This window comes from Acinetobacter sp. P1(2023) (assembly GCF_028367635.1).
GTDB classification, from domain to species: domain Bacteria; phylum Pseudomonadota; class Gammaproteobacteria; order Pseudomonadales; family Moraxellaceae; genus Acinetobacter; species Acinetobacter pittii_E.
This window is the reverse complement of the sequence record NZ_JAQNDD010000003.1, coordinates 189,132-208,084: the sequence shown is the minus strand read 5'-3', so window position 1 is coordinate 208,084 and position 18,953 is coordinate 189,132. Positions and strand designations below refer to the sequence as shown.

At 38.2% G+C, this 18,953-nt stretch carries 15 protein-coding genes; 12 read left to right on the top strand and 3 right to left on the bottom strand.

Annotated features, from left to right (window positions below; translation table 11 throughout):
- Positions 1–65 precede the first annotated feature (65 nt).
- A complete protein-coding gene (locus POD11_RS06070; protein ID WP_262456697.1) occupies positions 66–1,244 on the top strand; it encodes an MFS transporter in 1,179 nt (392 codons plus the stop codon).
- On the top strand, positions 1,241–1,366 hold the full coding sequence (locus POD11_RS06065) for a hypothetical protein (protein ID WP_013197121.1): 126 nt from the start codon (positions 1,241–1,243) through the stop codon (positions 1,364–1,366). The genes POD11_RS06070 and POD11_RS06065 overlap by 4 nt, the downstream gene beginning before the upstream one ends.
- Before the next feature lie 39 nt (positions 1,367–1,405).
- On the opposite strand, the gene icd is transcribed toward POD11_RS06065, so the two are convergent.
- Positions 1,406–2,662 (bottom strand): NADP-dependent isocitrate dehydrogenase, encoded by a 1,257-nt coding sequence (gene icd, locus POD11_RS06060; protein ID WP_016140329.1) that lies wholly within the window; start codon positions 2,660–2,662, stop codon positions 1,406–1,408.
- A gap of 196 nt (positions 2,663–2,858) precedes the next feature.
- Here icd and POD11_RS06055 point away from each other — a divergent pair, with 196 nt between their 5' ends.
- Positions 2,859–3,650, top strand: coding sequence for an rRNA large subunit pseudouridine synthase E (locus POD11_RS06055; protein WP_016140328.1), 792 nt, complete (start codon positions 2,859–2,861; stop codon positions 3,648–3,650).
- A gap of 117 nt (positions 3,651–3,767) precedes the next feature.
- Here POD11_RS06055 and POD11_RS06050 read toward each other — a convergent pair whose 3' ends face one another.
- Entirely contained in the window at positions 3,768–6,005 is a 2,238-nt protein-coding gene (locus tag POD11_RS06050) for an NADP-dependent isocitrate dehydrogenase (RefSeq protein WP_002118624.1), read from the bottom strand.
- A gap of 397 nt (positions 6,006–6,402) precedes the next feature.
- Positions 6,403–8,106, bottom strand: a complete 1,704-nt coding sequence (locus tag POD11_RS06045) for a M61 family metallopeptidase (protein WP_262456696.1) — start codon at positions 8,104–8,106, stop codon at positions 6,403–6,405.
- 170 nt (positions 8,107–8,276) lie between these two features.
- On the opposite strand from POD11_RS06045, the gene POD11_RS06040 reads away from it, so the two are divergent.
- The 9 genes from POD11_RS06040 (at position 8,277) to POD11_RS06000 (ending at position 18,950) form a co-directional block, all read left to right on the top strand.
- Positions 8,277–9,596, top strand: coding sequence for a D-alanyl-D-alanine carboxypeptidase PBP6B (locus tag POD11_RS06040; RefSeq protein WP_262456695.1), 1,320 nt, complete (start codon positions 8,277–8,279; stop codon positions 9,594–9,596).
- Positions 9,597–9,693: 97 nt separating this feature from the next.
- Entirely contained in the window at positions 9,694–10,980 is a 1,287-nt protein-coding gene (locus POD11_RS06035; RefSeq protein WP_262456694.1) for an NAD(P)/FAD-dependent oxidoreductase, read from the top strand.
- A gap of 135 nt (positions 10,981–11,115) precedes the next feature.
- Positions 11,116–11,598, top strand: a complete 483-nt coding sequence (locus POD11_RS06030) for an FKBP-type peptidyl-prolyl cis-trans isomerase (RefSeq protein ID WP_002118581.1) — start codon at positions 11,116–11,118, stop codon at positions 11,596–11,598.
- A gap of 118 nt (positions 11,599–11,716) precedes the next feature.
- Positions 11,717–13,159: a cryptochrome/photolyase family protein gene (locus POD11_RS06025; protein ID WP_262456693.1), complete on the top strand. Its 1,443-nt coding sequence runs from the start codon at positions 11,717–11,719 to the stop codon at positions 13,157–13,159.
- A gap of 192 nt (positions 13,160–13,351) precedes the next feature.
- A complete protein-coding gene (locus POD11_RS06020) occupies positions 13,352–14,098 on the top strand; it encodes a hypothetical protein (RefSeq protein ID WP_016140323.1) in 747 nt (248 codons plus the stop codon).
- On the top strand, positions 14,098–14,994 hold the full coding sequence (locus POD11_RS06015) for a hypothetical protein (protein ID WP_262456692.1): 897 nt from the start codon (positions 14,098–14,100) through the stop codon (positions 14,992–14,994). Before POD11_RS06020 ends, POD11_RS06015 begins: the two co-directional genes overlap by 1 nt.
- Positions 14,981–16,231: a glycosyltransferase family 2 protein gene (locus POD11_RS06010; protein ID WP_224991477.1), complete on the top strand. Its 1,251-nt coding sequence runs from the start codon at positions 14,981–14,983 to the stop codon at positions 16,229–16,231. The genes POD11_RS06015 and POD11_RS06010 overlap by 14 nt, the downstream gene beginning before the upstream one ends.
- On the top strand, positions 16,232–18,076 hold the full coding sequence (locus POD11_RS06005; RefSeq protein ID WP_262456691.1) for a hypothetical protein: 1,845 nt from the start codon (positions 16,232–16,234) through the stop codon (positions 18,074–18,076).
- Positions 18,054–18,950 carry a hypothetical protein gene (locus POD11_RS06000; RefSeq protein WP_262456690.1) on the top strand — a complete coding sequence of 299 codons (897 nt, stop codon included), beginning with the start codon at positions 18,054–18,056 and terminating at the stop codon, positions 18,948–18,950. The genes POD11_RS06005 and POD11_RS06000 overlap by 23 nt, the downstream gene beginning before the upstream one ends.
- Positions 18,951–18,953: the final 3 nt, after the last annotated feature.

Sequence of the window (18,953 nt, the reverse complement as noted above, 5' to 3'; positions counted from 1 at the left end):
ATATTAAATCATTTTTAATGATTGATAAACTCGTTTTTAATAATAAAAAAATTGAGCGTCTTCTCATGTCTACGTTTTATCGAATGAGCTTAATTGTCTTTTTGGCAACTTGTTTGGGAATTGGTGTTTTTAGATTTTCCTATACTGCACTCATGCCCATCATGATCGAGCAGTACCACTGGAATCACGATTTTGCCAGCTACTTAGGCAGTGCAAATTTATTGGGATATCTCATGGGTGCCTTATTGGCGCTGCCCAGTATTAAAGAAAAGTACATCCCCTCCCTCATCGTACTTTCGGCTATAGCTGGTAGCCTTAGCCTACTATGCTGTTCATTCATGGATATGCCTCTGGTGTGGTTCATTGTCTGGCGCACGATTTCAGGTATTGCTGGTGGTTTACTTATGATTTTGGCGCCTAGCTTTGCAATGAAATACATTCCCAACACACAAAGATTAAAAGTTAATTTTTTAGGATTTAGCGGGATTGGTGTAGGCGTTTTATCTGCCACTATTATTATTCCCTTACTTAAAAATATGCCCGTACATTATGTTTGGGATATTTTTGCGGGTCTTTCTCTATTAGGAAGCTTAATTCTTTATCGCTTATTAAGTCGTAATAGTGCTCAAGTTATTAAACCGCAATCGACCGCTCAGCAAGCCTCACAAAAATCACGTTTGGGTCTGATTATTATTATTGCCTATATGTGCAGTGCCTTTGCCTATATTCCACATTCTTTGTTTTGGATGGATTATTTATCTGGAACTCTGCATTTTCCCCTACAGCAAAGAAATCTATTTTGGGTTCTCTATGGAATGGGAAGCTGTATTGGTGCACTTGTTGCTTATGGCTTAAGCCGAATAATGGGATATCTACAGACTATTAAGTGGTTATATACCATTTACTGCCTAGCTGTTGTTTTACCTTTCCTTTCACAAATAACTTCTTTACTGGCCTTATCTTCGCTTCTGACAGGTTTACTCACTCCCGCAACCGTATTTATTAGTTCTTATAGTCTGTTACAGATTTATGAGCAACGTTATCAAAAGCTTTGGAGCCTTGCCACTATTGGGTTTGCTAGCACTCAGCTTCTAGGAGGTGTTGTCATTAGTACTTTGCATCATTTGCATTGGTCTTATGCACATCTTTTTCTTTTAGGTGGAATCGTTCTCTTTTTTGCGATTTGCCTTTTGCTTCCTCTACGCCCCTCTTTCACCTCAACTCTCGGAGAAACCAAATCGTGAAAACTCTGCTCTTTCCTTTATTTCTAGTTGCTTTCGTTCTTGTTATTCAAGCCCTAGACCAGAGTTATCAAAAGAAAACTGGTTTTATTAAAACTCCGAAACACCCCGAATTTATGCAATAAAAAAGCCCTCAACTGAGGGCTTTCCTATATAAGATTTATTTAATCTTCCATGTGTTTAATAATGGCATCTCCAAACTCAGAACAACGTAACAAGGTTGCACCCGGCATTAGGCGCTCAAAATCGTAAGTTACGGTTTTGGCAGCAATCGCTCCAGAAATCCCTTTAATGATCAGGTCAGCAGCCTCTGTCCACCCCATATCGCGTAGCATCATTTCGGCAGAAAGAATAATAGAACCGGGGTTTACTTTATCCTGACCTGCATATTTAGGCGCAGTCCCATGGGTCGCTTCATAAACCGCTATTGCACCACCAATATTTGCACCCGGTGCAATACCAATGCCGCCTACTTCTGCTGCTAAAGCATCAGAAATATAGTCTCCGTTTAAATTTAGAGTAGCAATAACGGAGTAATCAGCTGGACGCATCAAGATCTGTTGTAAAAACGCATCTGCAATGACATCTTTAATAATGATGTCTTTACCAGTTCTAGGGTTTTTAATTTTAACCCATGGGCCACCATCAATTAGCTCTCCACCGAAACGATCTAGAGCTAATTCATAGCCCCACTCTTTAAATGCGCCTTCGGTGTATTTCATAATATTACCCTTGTGAACGAGCGTCACAGAAGGTTTGTCATTTTCAATTGCGAACTGAATGGCTTTACGGACTAAACGCTGTGTTCCTTCTTTTGAAACTGGCTTAATTCCAATGCCACATCCTTCAGGGAAACGAATTTTTGTGACACCCATTTCTTCTTGAAGGAACTTAATCACTTTTTTAGCTTCTTCTGAATCAGCTTTCCATTCAATACCGGCATAGATATCTTCCGAGTTTTCACGAAAAATCACCATATCGGTTAATTCGGGGTGTTGAACGGGTGATGGAACGCCTTCAAACCAACGCACTGGACGTACACAAACATATAGATCTAATTCTTGGCGCAAAGCGACGTTGAGTGAACGAATGCCTCCACCTACTGGTGTGGTTAAGGGACCTTTGATTGATACAACAAACTCGCGAAGTGCTTCGAAAGTTTCTTCGGGCATATAGTTGCCATAAATTTTATTGGCTTTTTCGCCGCAATACACTTCCATCCATTCGATTGAGCGTTTACCACCGTAAGCTTTTAAAATCGCAGCATCTACGACCGCTTTCATTGTTGGTGTAATATCCACACCAATACCGTCGCCTTCAATGAAGGGAATAATTGGATGATTTGGTACGCTCAGTGATAGATCTGCATTTACTTTGATTTTGTCACCGTCGGCAGGAACCACGATCTTCTGATAACCCATTGTGTAGATTCTCCCTTTTATAATACTTAATTAACTAAAAATAATTATCGATAAACAATACTTTCAACTTTTATTAACGCATAATAGCTTAATTGAATTTAATTCTTTTTGAGATTTATGTGGGAAATAAGCAAATTTCACACTTAAATATAGCTCAATGTTTACTCTAGTTATTTGAAAGAAGAAGCCATTTTTTATGAAAATTGTGATTCTCAACAAGCCATATGACGTTCTCTCCCAGTTTCGTAAAGACGAAGCACATATGACCGTCTCTGACTTTGTTGATGACCCGACTTTACGCTTAGCAGGCCGTCTTGATATGGACTCTGAGGGTTTAGTTTTTTTAACCGATCATGGTGGTCTGAATCAGTTCATTACCAACCCTGCAAATAAAAAATACAAAACGTATTTAGTTCAAGTTGATGGCGATGTAACCGAAGAAGCGCTTGAACAACTTCGTAAAGGTGTAGAACTGAACGATGGTATAACGCTGCCAGCCAAAGCCATTAAAGTCAGTGAACCTGAATGGTTATGGGAACGTAATCCGCCAGTACGTTACCGTGCAAATATTCCAACATCTTGGATCGAGATTTCAATTTGCGAAGGCCGTAACCGTCAAGTTCGTCGCATGACTTCTGCGGTAGGTTTTCCAACTTTACGTTTAATTCGCACTAAAATTGGCTCAATCGACTTAGTTCAACTTGGCTTAAAACCAGGTGATGTTAAAGAAATTGAACCATTACTCTACCCTGACTTTAAAGATGTGCCAGCTGAACAGCCTTATCGTTCACGTTCATATGTGAAAAAACCAGGCGGTACAGGCGGCAAGCCAATGGTTCGCAAAAATAAAGATGGTTCTGCGAAAAAGTCTGGTACAAAACGTATTTGGCAAATGGATGAAAGCGAGAAACCACGTCGTAAGACCAATGGTACAACTCGTCCAAATACCAAAGCCCCACGTGGTCGTGGGCGTAATAATGGTCGATAAACATATTTAATTTTTAAAGCTCACATCAGTGGGCTTTTTTAATGTCTTTTATTTTTAGGCAATAAAAAACCGGTGCATATGCACCGGCTCTTAAGCTATTTACTAACGAGTTAGTAATTAAGCCTCAACTGTTGCAAGAGCTGCATTGAATGTAGCACTTGGACGCATTACAGCATTTACTTTAGTCGGATCAATTGCGTAGTAACCACCGATGTCCGCTGGTTTACCTTGTACTTGCGCAAGTTCAGCAACGATCTTCTCTTCATTTTCAGCCAAAGCTTTAGCAAGAGGAGCAAATTTAGCTTTCAACTCAGCATCTTCGTTCTGAGCAGCAAGCGCTTCAGCCCAGTAAAGTGACAAGTAGAAGTGGCTGCCACGGTTGTCAATTTCACCAGTACGACGTGATGGAGACTTGTCATTGTCAAGCAATTTACCAGTCGCTTCATCAAGAGTCTTCGCAAGTAACTTAGCACGAGCATTATTTTCTTTAATACCCATTTCTTCTAAAGATACTGCAAGCGCAAGGAACTCACCAAGTGAATCCCAACGTAAGTGGTTTTCTTCAACAAGTTGTTGTACGTGTTTTGGCGCTGAACCACCTGCACCAGTTTCGTACATACCACCACCCGCCATTAGCGGAACGATAGACAACATTTTTGCAGAAGTACCAAGTTCCATAATTGGGAACAAGTCAGTTAAGTAGTCACGTAAAATGTTACCAGTCACAGAAATCGTGTCTAGGCCACGTACTACACGCTCAAGTGTGTAACGCATTGCACGTACTTGAGACATGATTTGGATATCAAGACCAGTCGTGTCATGATCTTTTAAGTACTTTTGTACTTTCTTGATCAACTCGTTTTCGTGTGGACGGTACGGGTCAAGCCAGAAGATTGCAGGCATGCCTGAATTACGCGCACGAGTTACTGCAAGTTTAACCCAGTCACGAATCGGAGCATCTTTAACCTGACACATACGCCAGATATCGCCTTCTTCAACATTTTGAGTCAATAACACTTCACCAGTGTCAAGATCGGTAATGTTCGCAATACCTGCTTCTGAAATCTCAAAAGTCTTGTCGTGAGAACCGTATTCTTCAGCTTTTTGAGCCATCAAACCAACGTTTGGTACTGTACCCATAGTCTTCGGATCGAAGTTACCATGCCATTTACAGAAGTTGATCATTTCTTGGTAAATACGGGCAAATGTTGATTCTGGCATAACAGCTTTAGCATCATACTGCTTACCATCAGCACCCCACATTTTACCACCGGCACGGATCATTGCTGGCATAGAAGCATCTACGATGATGTCGTTTGGTGAATGGAAGTTAGTGATGCCTTTTGCCGAGTCAACCATTGCAAGTGCAGGACGGTGTTCTTGACAAGCATGTAAGTCTTCAATGATTTCTTCACGTAATGATGTAGGAAGAGTTTCGATTTTCTCGTATAACCCAGCCATACCGTTATTTACGTTAATGCCTAACTCGTCAAATAACTTACCGTGTTTTTCGAAAGCTTCTTTGTAATAGATTTTCACACAGTGACCGAAAACGATCGGGTGTGAAACTTTCATCATTGTCGCTTTTACGTGTAAAGAGAATAAAATTCCCGCTTCTTTACAATCATCAAGTTCTTTTTCATAGAAATCACAAAGTGCTTTCTTGCTCATGAACATTGAATCAATGATTTCACCTTCTTGAAGCGCAACTTTTGGCTTAAGAACAATGCTCTTACCACTGTTAGTGATAAGTTCCATTTTCACATTACGCGCGCGATCAAGTGTCATTGATTTTTCACCATGGTAGAAGTCACCTTCTTCCATATGTGAAACGTGAGTTTGTGACCACTGTTTCCACTCGCTCATTGAATGAGGGTGTTTCTTAGCGTAATTTTTAACTGCTGCAGGAGCACGGCGGTCAGAGTTACCTTCACGAAGGACAGGGTTTACTGCTGAACCAAGGCACTTACCATAACGAGCTTTGATTGATTTTTCTTCTTCAGTCGTCGGATTTTCCGGATAATCAGGAATTGCGTAACCTTTTGATTGAAGCTCTTTAATACATGCAGTTAATTGCGCAACAGACGCACTAATGTTCGGGAGTTTGATAATGTTTGTATCTGGATCTTGTGTAAGACGACCTAGCTCTGCAAGGTTGTCAGATACCTTTTGCTCTTCACTTAGGTAATCAGCGAATTCTGCGAGCACGCGTGCAGCTACAGAGATGTCACTTTTAATAATCTCGATGCCAGCTGGCTTGGTAAAGGTCTCAATGATCGGCAGTAGCGAATAGGTCGCCAATAATGGCGCCTCATCAGTCAGTGTGTAAATAATAGTTGACTTTTCACCAGCCATATATAGCCCCTTCCGTTTGATTGAGTGTTGAGGACCGAGCTTTTGGCCCAGTGCCTACGAACCGATATGCTTAAATAAAACCCTGAGAGTATCGGCTCTCATTGCCTTCCAGTCAACGAAATATCCAGTGATAACGACATTTCGCAGTGAAATAATACATAATTTAAATCTATTGATAATATTCTTATACCTAACTTAAGGTCATACATATAGCTTTACCCACCTTTTAGGTATAGAACAGTCTTAAATTACATGAGATATCTTTCAGAGTTCTGACAATTATTATACTTTTCATTCAAAACAAACTCAAAGATAACGCGCTTAACTATTTTTTTGCCATTCAAAAGAAAAAACCGATGTAAAAAACATCGGTTTTTATAAACGATTTAACTGCTATTTAAGCCTTTAACCATTTATCGGTTTTCGCCTGATCTTCAATGACAAGTTCAACTTCAGTTAAATCAGATGTAGCACACTCAACGTCAAAAGTTAGTAACTCATCGCGGCGGAAAGCAAAGACAGTGTAAGTACCACCCTGCTTTGCATACTTCTCAACAAGTTTAGTGGTCGCTTTTAACCCGTCAATTGCAATAATTACATCATTAGCAGAAATACCTGCTTTCGCTGCTGCGCCATCACGACGAGCACTTTGTACGAGTACACCTTCTGGCTTATCGACAAGTTTCAAACCTATTGGCAAAGATTTGTCCGTTTTAACTCTATAACTTAAGCCAAACTCAGGAAACAATTGATCAAGTGGTAACTCATCAGTGGTATTAATCAAATGATTAATTTGTTCAATCCAGCTATCACCCGTCAGTTCCTTACATAAATCAAAAATGGTTCTTTCGTTTACTTGCATACCATTTTGGGTATTTTCATATAATCGACGCATTAAAGCATCAAGACTAGAACCACGTAGGCGTAAACCTAGATCTAGGCATAACGCAACTAAAGCACCTTTATTGTAGTAACTAGTACCTGCGTTATTTGAGTTTTCATCTTGACGATAAAATTTAATCCAAGCATCAAAACTTGATTCGGCCACTGTTTGAACAAAACGGCCTGGGTTTTGTAAATAGCGATCAATTTGTGCTTTAAGTAAATCAAGATAAGACTTTTGAGAAATCACGCCGCTACGTAATAAAATCAAGTCATCGTAATATGAAGTAAAACCCTCAAATATCCACAATAAAGACGTGTAGCCTTCTTGATGCAAATTATAGTTTGCAAAGTTTTCCGGGCGGATGAACTTGACTAACCATGAATGAAAATATTCATGACTACATAAGCCTAAAAAACGTTGATAGTCTTTAGAAGGTTCAGTTGGTTCATTCGACTTTGGCAAATCATCACGTGGTGTGATCAAACTTGTACTATTACAATGTTCTAACCCACCATAACTATTCCCTGTTGCCATGGTCATGAAGGTATAGTTTTTAAATGGTGCAGAACCGAACATATTTATTTCAGCTGCACAAATCTTTTCGATATCAGTTTTTAAACGATCAATATTCGTATTATGCGAACCAGAAATTACGAACTCATGTTCAATGCCATGGGTTTCAAAGCTAAAGCGTGTTTGATCAGCTAATTCAAATGGACTATCGATCAGTTGATCATAATGATCTGCTTTTAAAGTAAATCGACCTTTAACTAAACTTTTTGAAGCTAAGCCTGTTGCTAACTGAAAATGCTTTAATTCATCCGGCAAGAAAACTTCAATTTCACATGCAGATTGCTCCTGCCCTTCTAAAGCCAAACATACACATGCTGGATTAATATATAGACGAGTCTGGTCGACATACGCACCACGTACCGACAAATCATATGCATACACATCATATTCAATCGTCATTAATTCGTGGTCTGTATTAAATAAACGCCAGCGATTCTTGCTCGTTTTTTTAATGTCTAGCAGACGACCAGCTTCATCATAAGCTTTAACGGATTCAATATGTTTTGAGAATTCTCGAATTAGATAACTACCCGGAATCCACGTTGGTAACCAAAGTTCCTGATTCGGGTTGGCTAAAAAACGAATTGTCACGTGAACAAGGTGTTGTTTGTAATCATCGAACTCAATTTGATAATGCAACATAAATTCTTCAATTTAAAATAAGAACGGCTTCACATTAGATTATCACTTTTTTGTATCGTCTTGCGTAGATGTATTTTTTGGCAACAATTCCCACTAGCCTTCCATGAAAAAAAGGCATAGCATGCTGTGCATCTGTGTCCCGTATTTGCCAGTGAACGTTAAGGTCATCCGTGAAATTTTTTCTATCTCTTTTTACCCTCTTTAGTATTTTCTGTACTACCCTAACCAATGCTGCATTACTCAATATTGCACCTGAAAGTGTTGAAGCTGCTGCATGGACTATTGTAGATACTCAATCGGGTCAAATTATTGCTGAGCATAATAGCCATGTGCAACGTGCACCAGCATCTTTAACTAAAATGATGGTTGCCTATATTGCCTTAAAAGAGATTAAAGCTGGCAAGCTGAAAAAAGAAGAAATCATTACTGCGACTCCAGTGGTTAGTGTTGTGCAGTGGGATGAATCACAAATGTATCTTAAAGCTGGTGAACAAATTTCAGTTGATCAGTTATTGGCAGGTTTAATCGTGATGTCTGCGAATGATGCAGCCGTGACTTTAGCTGAAAAAATTTCTGGTGATGTTCCTCACTTTGTACAACGTATGAATCAGGAAGCTCAGGCATTAGGTATGAAAGATACTCATTTTAGTAATCCTGCCGGAATTACGATGCCTGATCATTTTACTACAGCACACGACCTTAGTTTATTAAGTCAGGCTGTCATTAAGCAGACCCCTGAATATTTACATTATTCAAAAATGCCAAGCTTTAGCTATAACCAACGTTTCCACCACGCGACTAATCTTGCTTTGAAATATGATCCATCTGTAGATGGCTTAAAAACGGGATATACTAAGGCAGCAGGTTACAACTTGGCTTTAACGGCTTCACGTCCTTCATTCTCATCTAACCTAAATCAAAGACGTTTATTAGTAATCGTTTTAGGTACGCCAAGTGCGGTAAAACGTGCTGAGATTGCAGATAAATTAATGAATCTTGCGTATGCCTATACACGTGATGAAGTGATTATTCCTGAACAAAAATTAATTGCTGAACTGCCTGTTGTAAAATCGACTTTAAAAATGTTTAAGGTAGAAACAAAGCAACCGACCATTGTAACAACGTCTTTATATGCAGACCCGACACCAATTGATTTAAATACTTTTGACAATGTGACTCAACGCGTCCAAGTCCTCGACAGCAACATGCAACCAAAAATTATTGCTCCGCTCGAAACGACTCAAACCCGTGTAAACATTGAGCTGAATGAAAAACAATTAACTGCGCCGTTAATGAAAGTCATGAGCTTGGCAACAGTATCGATTTATCAAAATAATCAACTGATCCGTAGTCTTCAAATCGAAGATAACGTACATATTGAAGAAGCCAATATTTTCCAAAAAATCGCAATGTGGTTTTCTAGTCTCTTCTCTATTTTTTCATCGAGTGAACATAGCGCGGCAAAACTCTACCCTGTAGATTCGCACTAAAAACATCAAATTGTGCACAGACGCACAATAAATTTTATAAATAAAAGATGGCATAATTTAGCCATCTTTTTTTATAGAAAAATAATTAGGTGAAAAAATGACCCAAAATTTACATCATATTGTAATTGTTGGTGGTGGTGCTGGTGGCTTAGAACTGGCCACACAACTCGGTGAAACTTTTGGGAAAAACCGTAAAGCAAAGATTACATTGGTTGACCAAAACCTCACCCATATTTGGAAACCTTTACTTCACGAAATTGCTGCTGGTTCTTTAAATCCGCACGAAGAACAAACAAACTATTTTGCACACTCAGAAAAACATCATTATGAATTTGTGCTCGGAACATTAGTTGGCGTTAATAAAGACAAAAAATTAATTGAGTTAATTCCTCCTCAGCTGTCTAAGGAACAACAAAATCATCCGCAAGAATTAAGTTATGACACGCTTATTTTAGCGCTTGGTTCAGTATCCAATGACTTTAATACCGCGGGTGTGCGTGAAAACTGTCATTTCCTCGACAGCAGAAAACAAGCCGATGTTTTCCAGCAAGATTTATTACATCTTTATATTGAAGCTCAAAATCAACCCAATCAGCGAACTTTAAATATTGGAATTGTGGGAGCTGGAGCGACAGGTGTAGAGCTTGCAGCTGAGTTAATTGAAACAACTAAAAACTTTTATAAATATGGTCTAAAGAAAATTCATCCCAACCAAGTCAAAATTACACTGATTGAAGCTTCTGAACGTATTTTACCTGCTCTAAGTGATAAAACTGCCGACCACAGTGCTGAGCAGCTCAAAAAAATGGGCGTTGAAATTTTAACTCAACACCGCGTTGAAAGAATTGATAAGCATTGCATCTACTTTAGCAATAGTAATCAATTAAAAAGTGATATTACTGTTTGGGCGGCAGGCGTAAAAGCACCTAAGGTTCTAGAAAGTTTTACCGATTTTAAACGTGATAATATTAACCGTCTGATGGTCTATGCAACGTTGCAAACCTACTCCGATCCAAATGTATTTGCGTTTGGTGACTGTGCTCATTGCCAACTTGATGCAAGACAACCTCCACTTGGCCCACGTGCTCAAGTTGCAAGTCAACAAGCGAGTTTCTTAGTCGATGCTATGGCTGCTCGATTAAATGGCCGATCACAGCCGATGTTTACATTTAACGACAAAGGTTCTCTCGTGTCTTTAAGTCGTCATAAGGCCGTTGGAGAATTACTTGGTGATGTCAGTGTGCAAGGCTACATTGCAAAAACCATGTATGTCTCTTTATATCGTTTACATCAAGCAACGATTCACGGATACACTCAGGCTGGAATACTCACAATGAAAGATTTACTTACAAGACGTGTACGTCCAAAAATTAAGCTGTATTAAGTTGAATTTTTTAAGTTCGTCCCTATTTATATAAAAACGCATCAGAAAAAGTGCCAAAGATTAAGATTTTGTAGTCTACAAAATTTATTTTTCACTTTATGATGTACGCTTCAATTGATTGAATGGATCAAAAACATGACTGCTATTGCAAATAACCACGTGGTTTCATTCCACTACAAATTAACAAACGCTGAGGGTGAAACACTTGATCAATCTCAAGGTGAACCACTTGCCTATTTGCACGGTGCAGGCAATATCATTCCTGGTTTAGAAAATGCATTAACAGGTAAAACTGTTGGTGAAAAATTTACTGTTAACGTACCTGCTGCTGAAGGTTATGGCGAATATAACCCAGACCTAGTGCAAGAAGTTCCAGCTCAAATGTTCCAAGGTGTTGAGAACATCCAACCTGGTATGCAATTCCAAGCTCAAACAGATGACGGCGTTCAGATCGTTACTGTTAAAGCGGTTGAAGGCGACAACGTTGTTGTTGATGCTAACTTCCCACTTGCTGGTCAAGATTTAACTTTTGAAGTTGAAATCGTAGAAATCCGTGATGCTTCTCAAGAAGAATTAGATCACGGTCACGTACACGGTGCTGGTGGTCATCACCACTAATTCATCTTTAAAGATGATAAGAGCAAAGCTTCGGCTTTGCTTTTTTTATGTTTTTATTTTTATATACTATTTTAATAATAATTCTCTCGCTCACTTAACTTTATAAGGGCCACTTTCCATGTCAAAAGTAAATCAGCTGGTTTGGTTTCGTCAGGATTTAAGAGTTCGAGACCATGCTGCTTTATGGCATGCATCTCAACAAGGACCTTGTATTGGATTAATTATTTTATCGCCTGAACAATGGCAAACGCACCACGACGCACCTATAAAAATTAATTTCTATTTACGTCAGCTTCAACAGCTCAAAAAAGAATTAGAACAGCTTAATATTCCACTTATTATCCAAGTCACTCCTTACTGGAAAGGTATTGCTGACTTAATAGGTAAACTGACAAATCAGCTCAATATTGAAAACGTCTATTCAAATATAGAGATCGGCTTTAATGAATTAAAAAGAGATAAAACTGTACAGGAAGTTTTAAATCAGCAAGGTAAAGAACTCTTTTTATTCCATGACCGTACAATTTTTCCTTTACGTTCTATTCGCAATCAGTCACAACAGCCCTATCAGGTTTTCGGTGCATTCAAAAAAGCCGGTTATTCAAAATTGGATATTAGTGGTTTACCTCAATGCTATCCGATTCCTGAAAAGCAAAATGACTACCCCACTTCTTTTTCAAAAATAAACAGCTTAACTCTAGAAGATATCGAAGCTTTTTTTGACTCATCTGTTTCTAAAGAACAAGAAGACCTATGGCCAATTGGAGAGAGATTTGCTCTAGAGCAGCTCGACGTATTTATTAAAGATCATTTATCTGACTATAAATTAGAGCGTGACTTTCCCCATGTAAAAGGAACTAGTCAACTTTCTCCCTATTTAAACCTTGGAATTTTGTCTATTCGTCAGTGTTTACAGGCCCTTTTTAGAACTGAACATGGCAACTTTCATTTGACGAATGAAGGCCAGCAGACTTGGCTAGATGAACTGCTTTGGCGAGAATTTTATCAACATATTTTATTTGATTTCCCCCATGTTTCTAAACACATTCCATTTAAAAAGGATACTCAGAAAATCAAATGGAATTATAATCCCGAGCACCTCACCGCATGGCAAACTGGCCAGACGGGTATACCGATTATTGATGCTGGAATGCGACAACTTCTAAAAACAGGATGGATGCATAATCGTGTTCGCATGATTACTGCCATGTTTTTATGTAAAAACTTACTGATAGATTGGCGTATTGGTGAACAATGGTTTATGGAACACTTAATCGATGGTGATTTAGCAGCAAATAATGGTGGTTGGCAATGGTGCGCTTCTACAGGAACCGATGCTGTACCTTACTTTAGAATTTTTAATCCTATTGCTCAATCAAAGAAATTTGATCCAAATGGAGATTATATTCGTCAATGGGTTGAAGAATTAGCTCATCTAGACAATAAAGCCATTCATGAGCCCTACTCAACCAAAACGAATACTCAGTTAAAGTATCCAAAACCAATAGTTGATTTAAAGGAAACACGTCTTAAAGCAATTGAAACTTTCAAGAGTATTTAAATAAGAGTTAGGTCTTATCTGTTTATTTTTAATTAAAAAATAATAACAGTATTTGACTAAATGGTGACTTTGATCTAAAAATAAACATAATAGATACTTAAAAAGGTCATAAACAACAATAACTTCGTAATACCTCACATTTAGTAATAAAAGTATAAAAACTATCATTACCAGAAGGTAACCATAGCTCACATGCAACAACAACAAAAGAACCCTGGAAGAACACTCGTCTTATGGATTATCGCAGCTCATCTATTTATGGGCATAGTAGCGTATGAGTGGTTGCCTGTAAGTTTTAGAGGAAGCTGGATCTTCATTCTTATTCTTTTAATTTCTGGAGCTTTTTTACAAGTTGGTGCATCTTTAATCGTTGGGCTAATCGCTTTCGTAGGGGTTGCTGTATATTTCTTGCTTGATTTAAGTGCACAAACCCATATTGAAAGGCAGCTTCTTTTACTTTTTATTATCCCTCTCATTCCTCTTTTTCTTAGCGCTATACGCCATAATATTGAAATTAATGTCCAAAAGTACCGTGACATTCAAAGCTATGACCGTAATTACCGACGTGATATTTTCCCGCTGAGTGCACTCAAGTACTTTCAACGTAGTTTCTTTAAACTTCTCGATCATCATCAAATACAAGACTATGAAGTCTTTGAAATCAAAATTCTCAACCGAAGCTTAATTAAAGAAATGTTAGGTGATGATGTATGGAAAACCACTCAAAATGAAATGATCAAAATTTTGAGCCAGCATCAGCCGCAAGAAATTATTTTCCAATTTGCCGATGATGATCTTGAAAAAATATACAGTATTGTAATTCGCAACCAAAAAACGGATGAAGAACCTGATTTTATTAAAAAATTAAGAGAAATTATGACACTACGTCTTGAGGTGGAATATAAAGTTATTCCTATTCCGCCTGAGGAGATGAACTAATGTCCAATCTTCTTAATATTTGTGGAATTATTATTGCTTCTAGCCAATATCCAGACGCTACTTTACAACAGTTCTACCGCCAATATTATCATTGTGAAATTAAAGCAGAACAAAATAAAAAAGAAGTTCAGAGTACAGATGATCTTTCTATGTTTTTCCCATATCAAGATACATGGTGGCCTGTTTTTACAATTGACCAAATCAGTTCAGATAGTTTTCAACAGCTGATTCACAAAGGAATTAAGCCTGGCATTATATTACCGGATGAAGTATTCGGATTTCCTCATTATTTCTTGCTCAAAGAAGCAGTAAGCCAAGGTGCGATTCCGATTGCACTCTATAAATCAGAGCAACCTCAATATTTTGCGGCCAAAGCCACATTTTCCACTGCCATTGGTTTACGGCCCATGGCTGCTTTTGTTTCAACAGGTTGGGATGAAAATTTAATTTCACAACCTGCGGGTAGCTATATTATTCAATTCAATCCGGCACAGCTTCCCCTACCTTCACGAGAAATCTTGCAAGGCCAACATTTATTCTACTCAGCTAAAAGTTTTAATAACCACATGTCTGGTTATGAAATTATTATTAATCCTCCTGCTGATTTACCAACAACAAATATTCGATACCCTCAACTCGGTATTTCTTGGAAATTTAATAATATCAATTATGTAAGTACACCCGAAGAAGTAAAAACAAACCTTCTTGGCTATATTTTCATTGGGCTAAGCACTGTTGTAGTTCCGCTTGACCTTATTTTAACAAGTAGTTATCCAAACCTTCTCGGTACATTTGGTAGTTATATATCTTGGTTTTCACTGGTAGTCGGGCTAATTTTACTATTGTTGCTCATCTCTTCTATTATCAGGAGGGTACGAACAAATGGCTCCAATTGATATTCTCTTTTTATTTGGTTTTTTAGGGATTTGGATTCCACAAGCATTTTGGGCGTGGTTAAGTTATCAAGCTTGGAAATATTCAAAAACAGCGGAAAAAGAATTACAAAACCTTCCTATACCAGAGAGGTGGCCCGTTCTGAGTGTCTTGATCCCTGCTTACAATGAAGGCGTTGTGATTGAAGATACTTTGCATGCAATTGCTCAACAAGATTACCCAGCCGAAGCATATGAAGTTCTACTGATTAATGATGGATCTAAAGATAACACCTTAGAAATTGCCGAAAATTTGGCACAGATTTATCCTTGCATAAAAATTGTCAATGTTCCTAAAGGAATGGGGGGTAAAGGTAAATCTAGAACGTTAAATAATGGCCTTCCCCATGCCAAAGGCGAATTGATTGTTGTCTATGATGCGGACAGTACACCAGAACCCGATTGTGTTCGCCTGCTCGCTCAAACCCTCCTTGCCGATAAAAAATTAGTGGCCGTCAATGGGAAAGTAAGAACGCGCAACTGGCAAGATAGTATTTTGACCCGATTTATCGCAATCGAATTCATCTTTTTTCAATGGATTTTCCAAGGCGGGCGTTGGCAACGTTTTGAATTATCGACATTAATGGGCACAAACTATGTCATTTGGCGTGATGCTTTAGAAACCTTGGGTGGTTTTGATGAAAAATCATTAGTCGATGATACGGAAATGAGTTTTAGGATTTTTATCGGCCAAAAACGGATTAAATGGGTGCCTTATGCAATTGGTTGGCAGCAAGACCCACCCTCTTTAAGTGTATTTGTTAAACAGCGCTCCCGTTGGACTCAAGGTAATTTTTATGTAACTCGTAAATATTTACCCGTAGCGTTAAGAACGCCTTTTCCTATCGGAATTGAAATTCTAAATAACATTATGTGCTACATACTTTTTGTACCCGCTTTATTCTGGAGTCATATCACTTTAACTCTTGGGTTGCTTGATATTGCAGGTATTTCAGTTCCGGGGCCATTTACCACTTTGTGGGGGCTTTCATTTTGCCTATATGTCGCACAAATGTGGTTTACCCTTTCGCTCGAAAAAGTTAAACCAGAACTCTACTTTTACTCTGTTATATCTTATGTAAGTTACTCACAAATCTTTCTTTTTATTGTATTTAAAGCCGCATATGACATGCTTAAAAATAAAATACAGGGTAATTCCCTTCAATGGTACAAAACGGAACGTAGCAAGGAGAAAAAATAAATGAAAAAGACTTTTGATCTTTATAAAACAGCTCAAGTGCTCCTTGCCAGCACCAGTCTTATGCTCGCCATGTCTGCTCATGCGTACACATGGAAACTCGACGATATTAGTACCTCAACCAAATATACAGTCGAGCCACATTTTTTCTATATTGGAAAAGGTGCCCAGTGGCAAAGCATTCAATTTTCAAGTGATTATTCCACGGAAAGTGATACAACTTTACTTGTAAAATATGATGATAAACTGATTTATAACACTACGTTGAGCGGTGATGGTCAATTCAAATTTGATATCCCCGCAAGTCAGAGTGGTTTTCATCGTTTGGATTTTATTATTCAACAATATGCGAAACCGTCTACGCTTAATCAAGCCAGAGAAACATTCTGTACAGAAGATATTGATCACCTAACTTATTTAAGCAATTCCCAACTCGACTTTACACCTATTCGTAATGAATACCGTTTAAAAGACTTGCCAGATGCTTTATTTAACCCACAAGCGAGACGTCCAACTCCTTTTGTTGGGATTTTAAAATATAATCGTAATGAGATTACAGAAGCCTCCATGCTCGCTAGATTGGCAAGTTCATGGACTTCAATAACCCCTATTGAATGGGTCGATTCAGGTCAAACAAATTTAAATCCGGAAACAAACTTTATTATTGAAGTTATTCGCTCACCAGCACCACTAAAAGGCGGAGCATTAGTACAAATTACGAAACCTGTAGATGGTGTGCCTACACTCTCCATTACTTACCACACGCAACAAGACTTAACGAGTGCAATAAATGGATTAATTAATCCTTCTTATGTACAACAATTGAGTACAGGAAGTGCACTTTTCCCAAATACGATATCCCATCCAACTTGGGCTCAATTTAAAAAAATCGATACACTCGCTGATTTAGGCATTGAAGATTTCAGATTAAATCACGCCGAAAAAAACTTGTTTCTTGATTTCCCTGCGGTATGGCAACCAACTGATATTTTGCAAGGACAAATTGCGCTTCGTATTCAAAGTGGTTTATTACAAGGTTCCAATATTACGGCTTGGATTGATGGCGGGCTTGCAGGAAGTATGAAAACGGCGGATCTGGCTTCAGACCCAGTAAACCGTCAGTTCAATATTTTTGCAAAAGCTATTTCTAATACGACAAATTTTAGTCTAAAGCTAGAAAACTCGGTCATTGCCAATTCTCAGTGTTTACCGAATGCACATGGTTCACTTTGGATTGACACAGCCAAATCTACTGTAAAGCTTCCTCATAAACTCAAAAATGGTGTGGCGGCAATTTCAATGACTTTAGCGACGACTCCGACTATTGCGATTGACGATCAATCGGGCGCGTTAAATATTGCTATTGTATTAGGTCAAACCGCGAAAAAAATGCTTTTGACAGAAGCACCAATGCCTCTCAATCTAGTCCGTTATTCACCGAACGCGCCACAATCCGTAAATGTCCGTGTGAATAAAGATATTTATCAGCAACAGGTATTAATGCATCAGGATATTATTTATGCACCTGCTGCGCAGAATGGCTTCATTGTTAGTTATAACAATAATCGCTTTGATGTGATTACTGATTCCGAAGGTGGTGCACAAACGTTTATGCACCTTTGGGAAAAGATCCAACATAAAATTCCAAATAACGTGACCAAAATGTTAGTTTCGGAAAATGGAAATATCTATGTTTTACAAAAACTCATCGTCGGTAATCAAAAGGCTCCTTTAGTCCAACAGTCTTCTTTCTTCTTATTAGTTGTGATTATCTCTGCAATTATGATAATAATTATCTTCTTGTGGTACTGGTTAAGACGAAATAATGAGAAAACAGATACCAATTAAAATAACTGCATTTATTATTTTAATTATATGTAGTGTCATCGCATATGCGGGGCTTTTCAAACATCAAGGTCAAGCCCCGCATATTGAAGGCATTTTTTGGCAGCCCGACAATGATACAACTCCACCAGAGGGAAATTGGCACTATTTAGGTGTTGATACCTTTGTTCCCCAATGGTCTGTGGTTGAATCTAAATCATGGTGGAAAGAATCCAATTTTCCACAATGGGAAAAAGCTATTAATTTAGAAAAAATTAAACAAGAACCTTGGGCAAAAAACATCATATTGGGCTTAGCAGGTGAATATAATGAACCTAAAGCTCGAGCTAATGTCATTGAGTTAGGTGAAAAATCTACCCAAATTATAAAAGAACAAAAAATAGCACCTAAAGGTTATTATTTTCCAGTAGAAGCAGATCCAACTTGGCTAAGAGTAAGTGCTTTAGGTCATGTATTATCTAAACTCCCCTCACCAGTCTGGGTAAGTATTTATAGTGGCGAAAGCGAACCTGAACATTATGATTTATGGGTTAAAAGCTGGCTACCTGACCATACTGGAGTTTTTTTTCAAGATGGTGTTGGCGTAGGTGTACGGTCTCCTCAGCAAGCCAAACATATTTTAGATCAACTTGAACAAAAGCTTGGAAAAGATAAAGTAATTATAGTACTAGAAGCCTTTAGAGTTAAAAAAAATGGGCAATTTAGAGCTGCATATCCTTGGGAAATTATTTCTCAGCTAAAAGCATATGAAGGAAAAACTGTTTATATTTTTGATGGTCCTCATTACATGAGCCATTGGTGCGTTAATATTGTGAGCTTATGGTACCGACTCACTTATGGTGGTGTTAATAAATCCATAAGTGAGAAGAATTCTTAACTC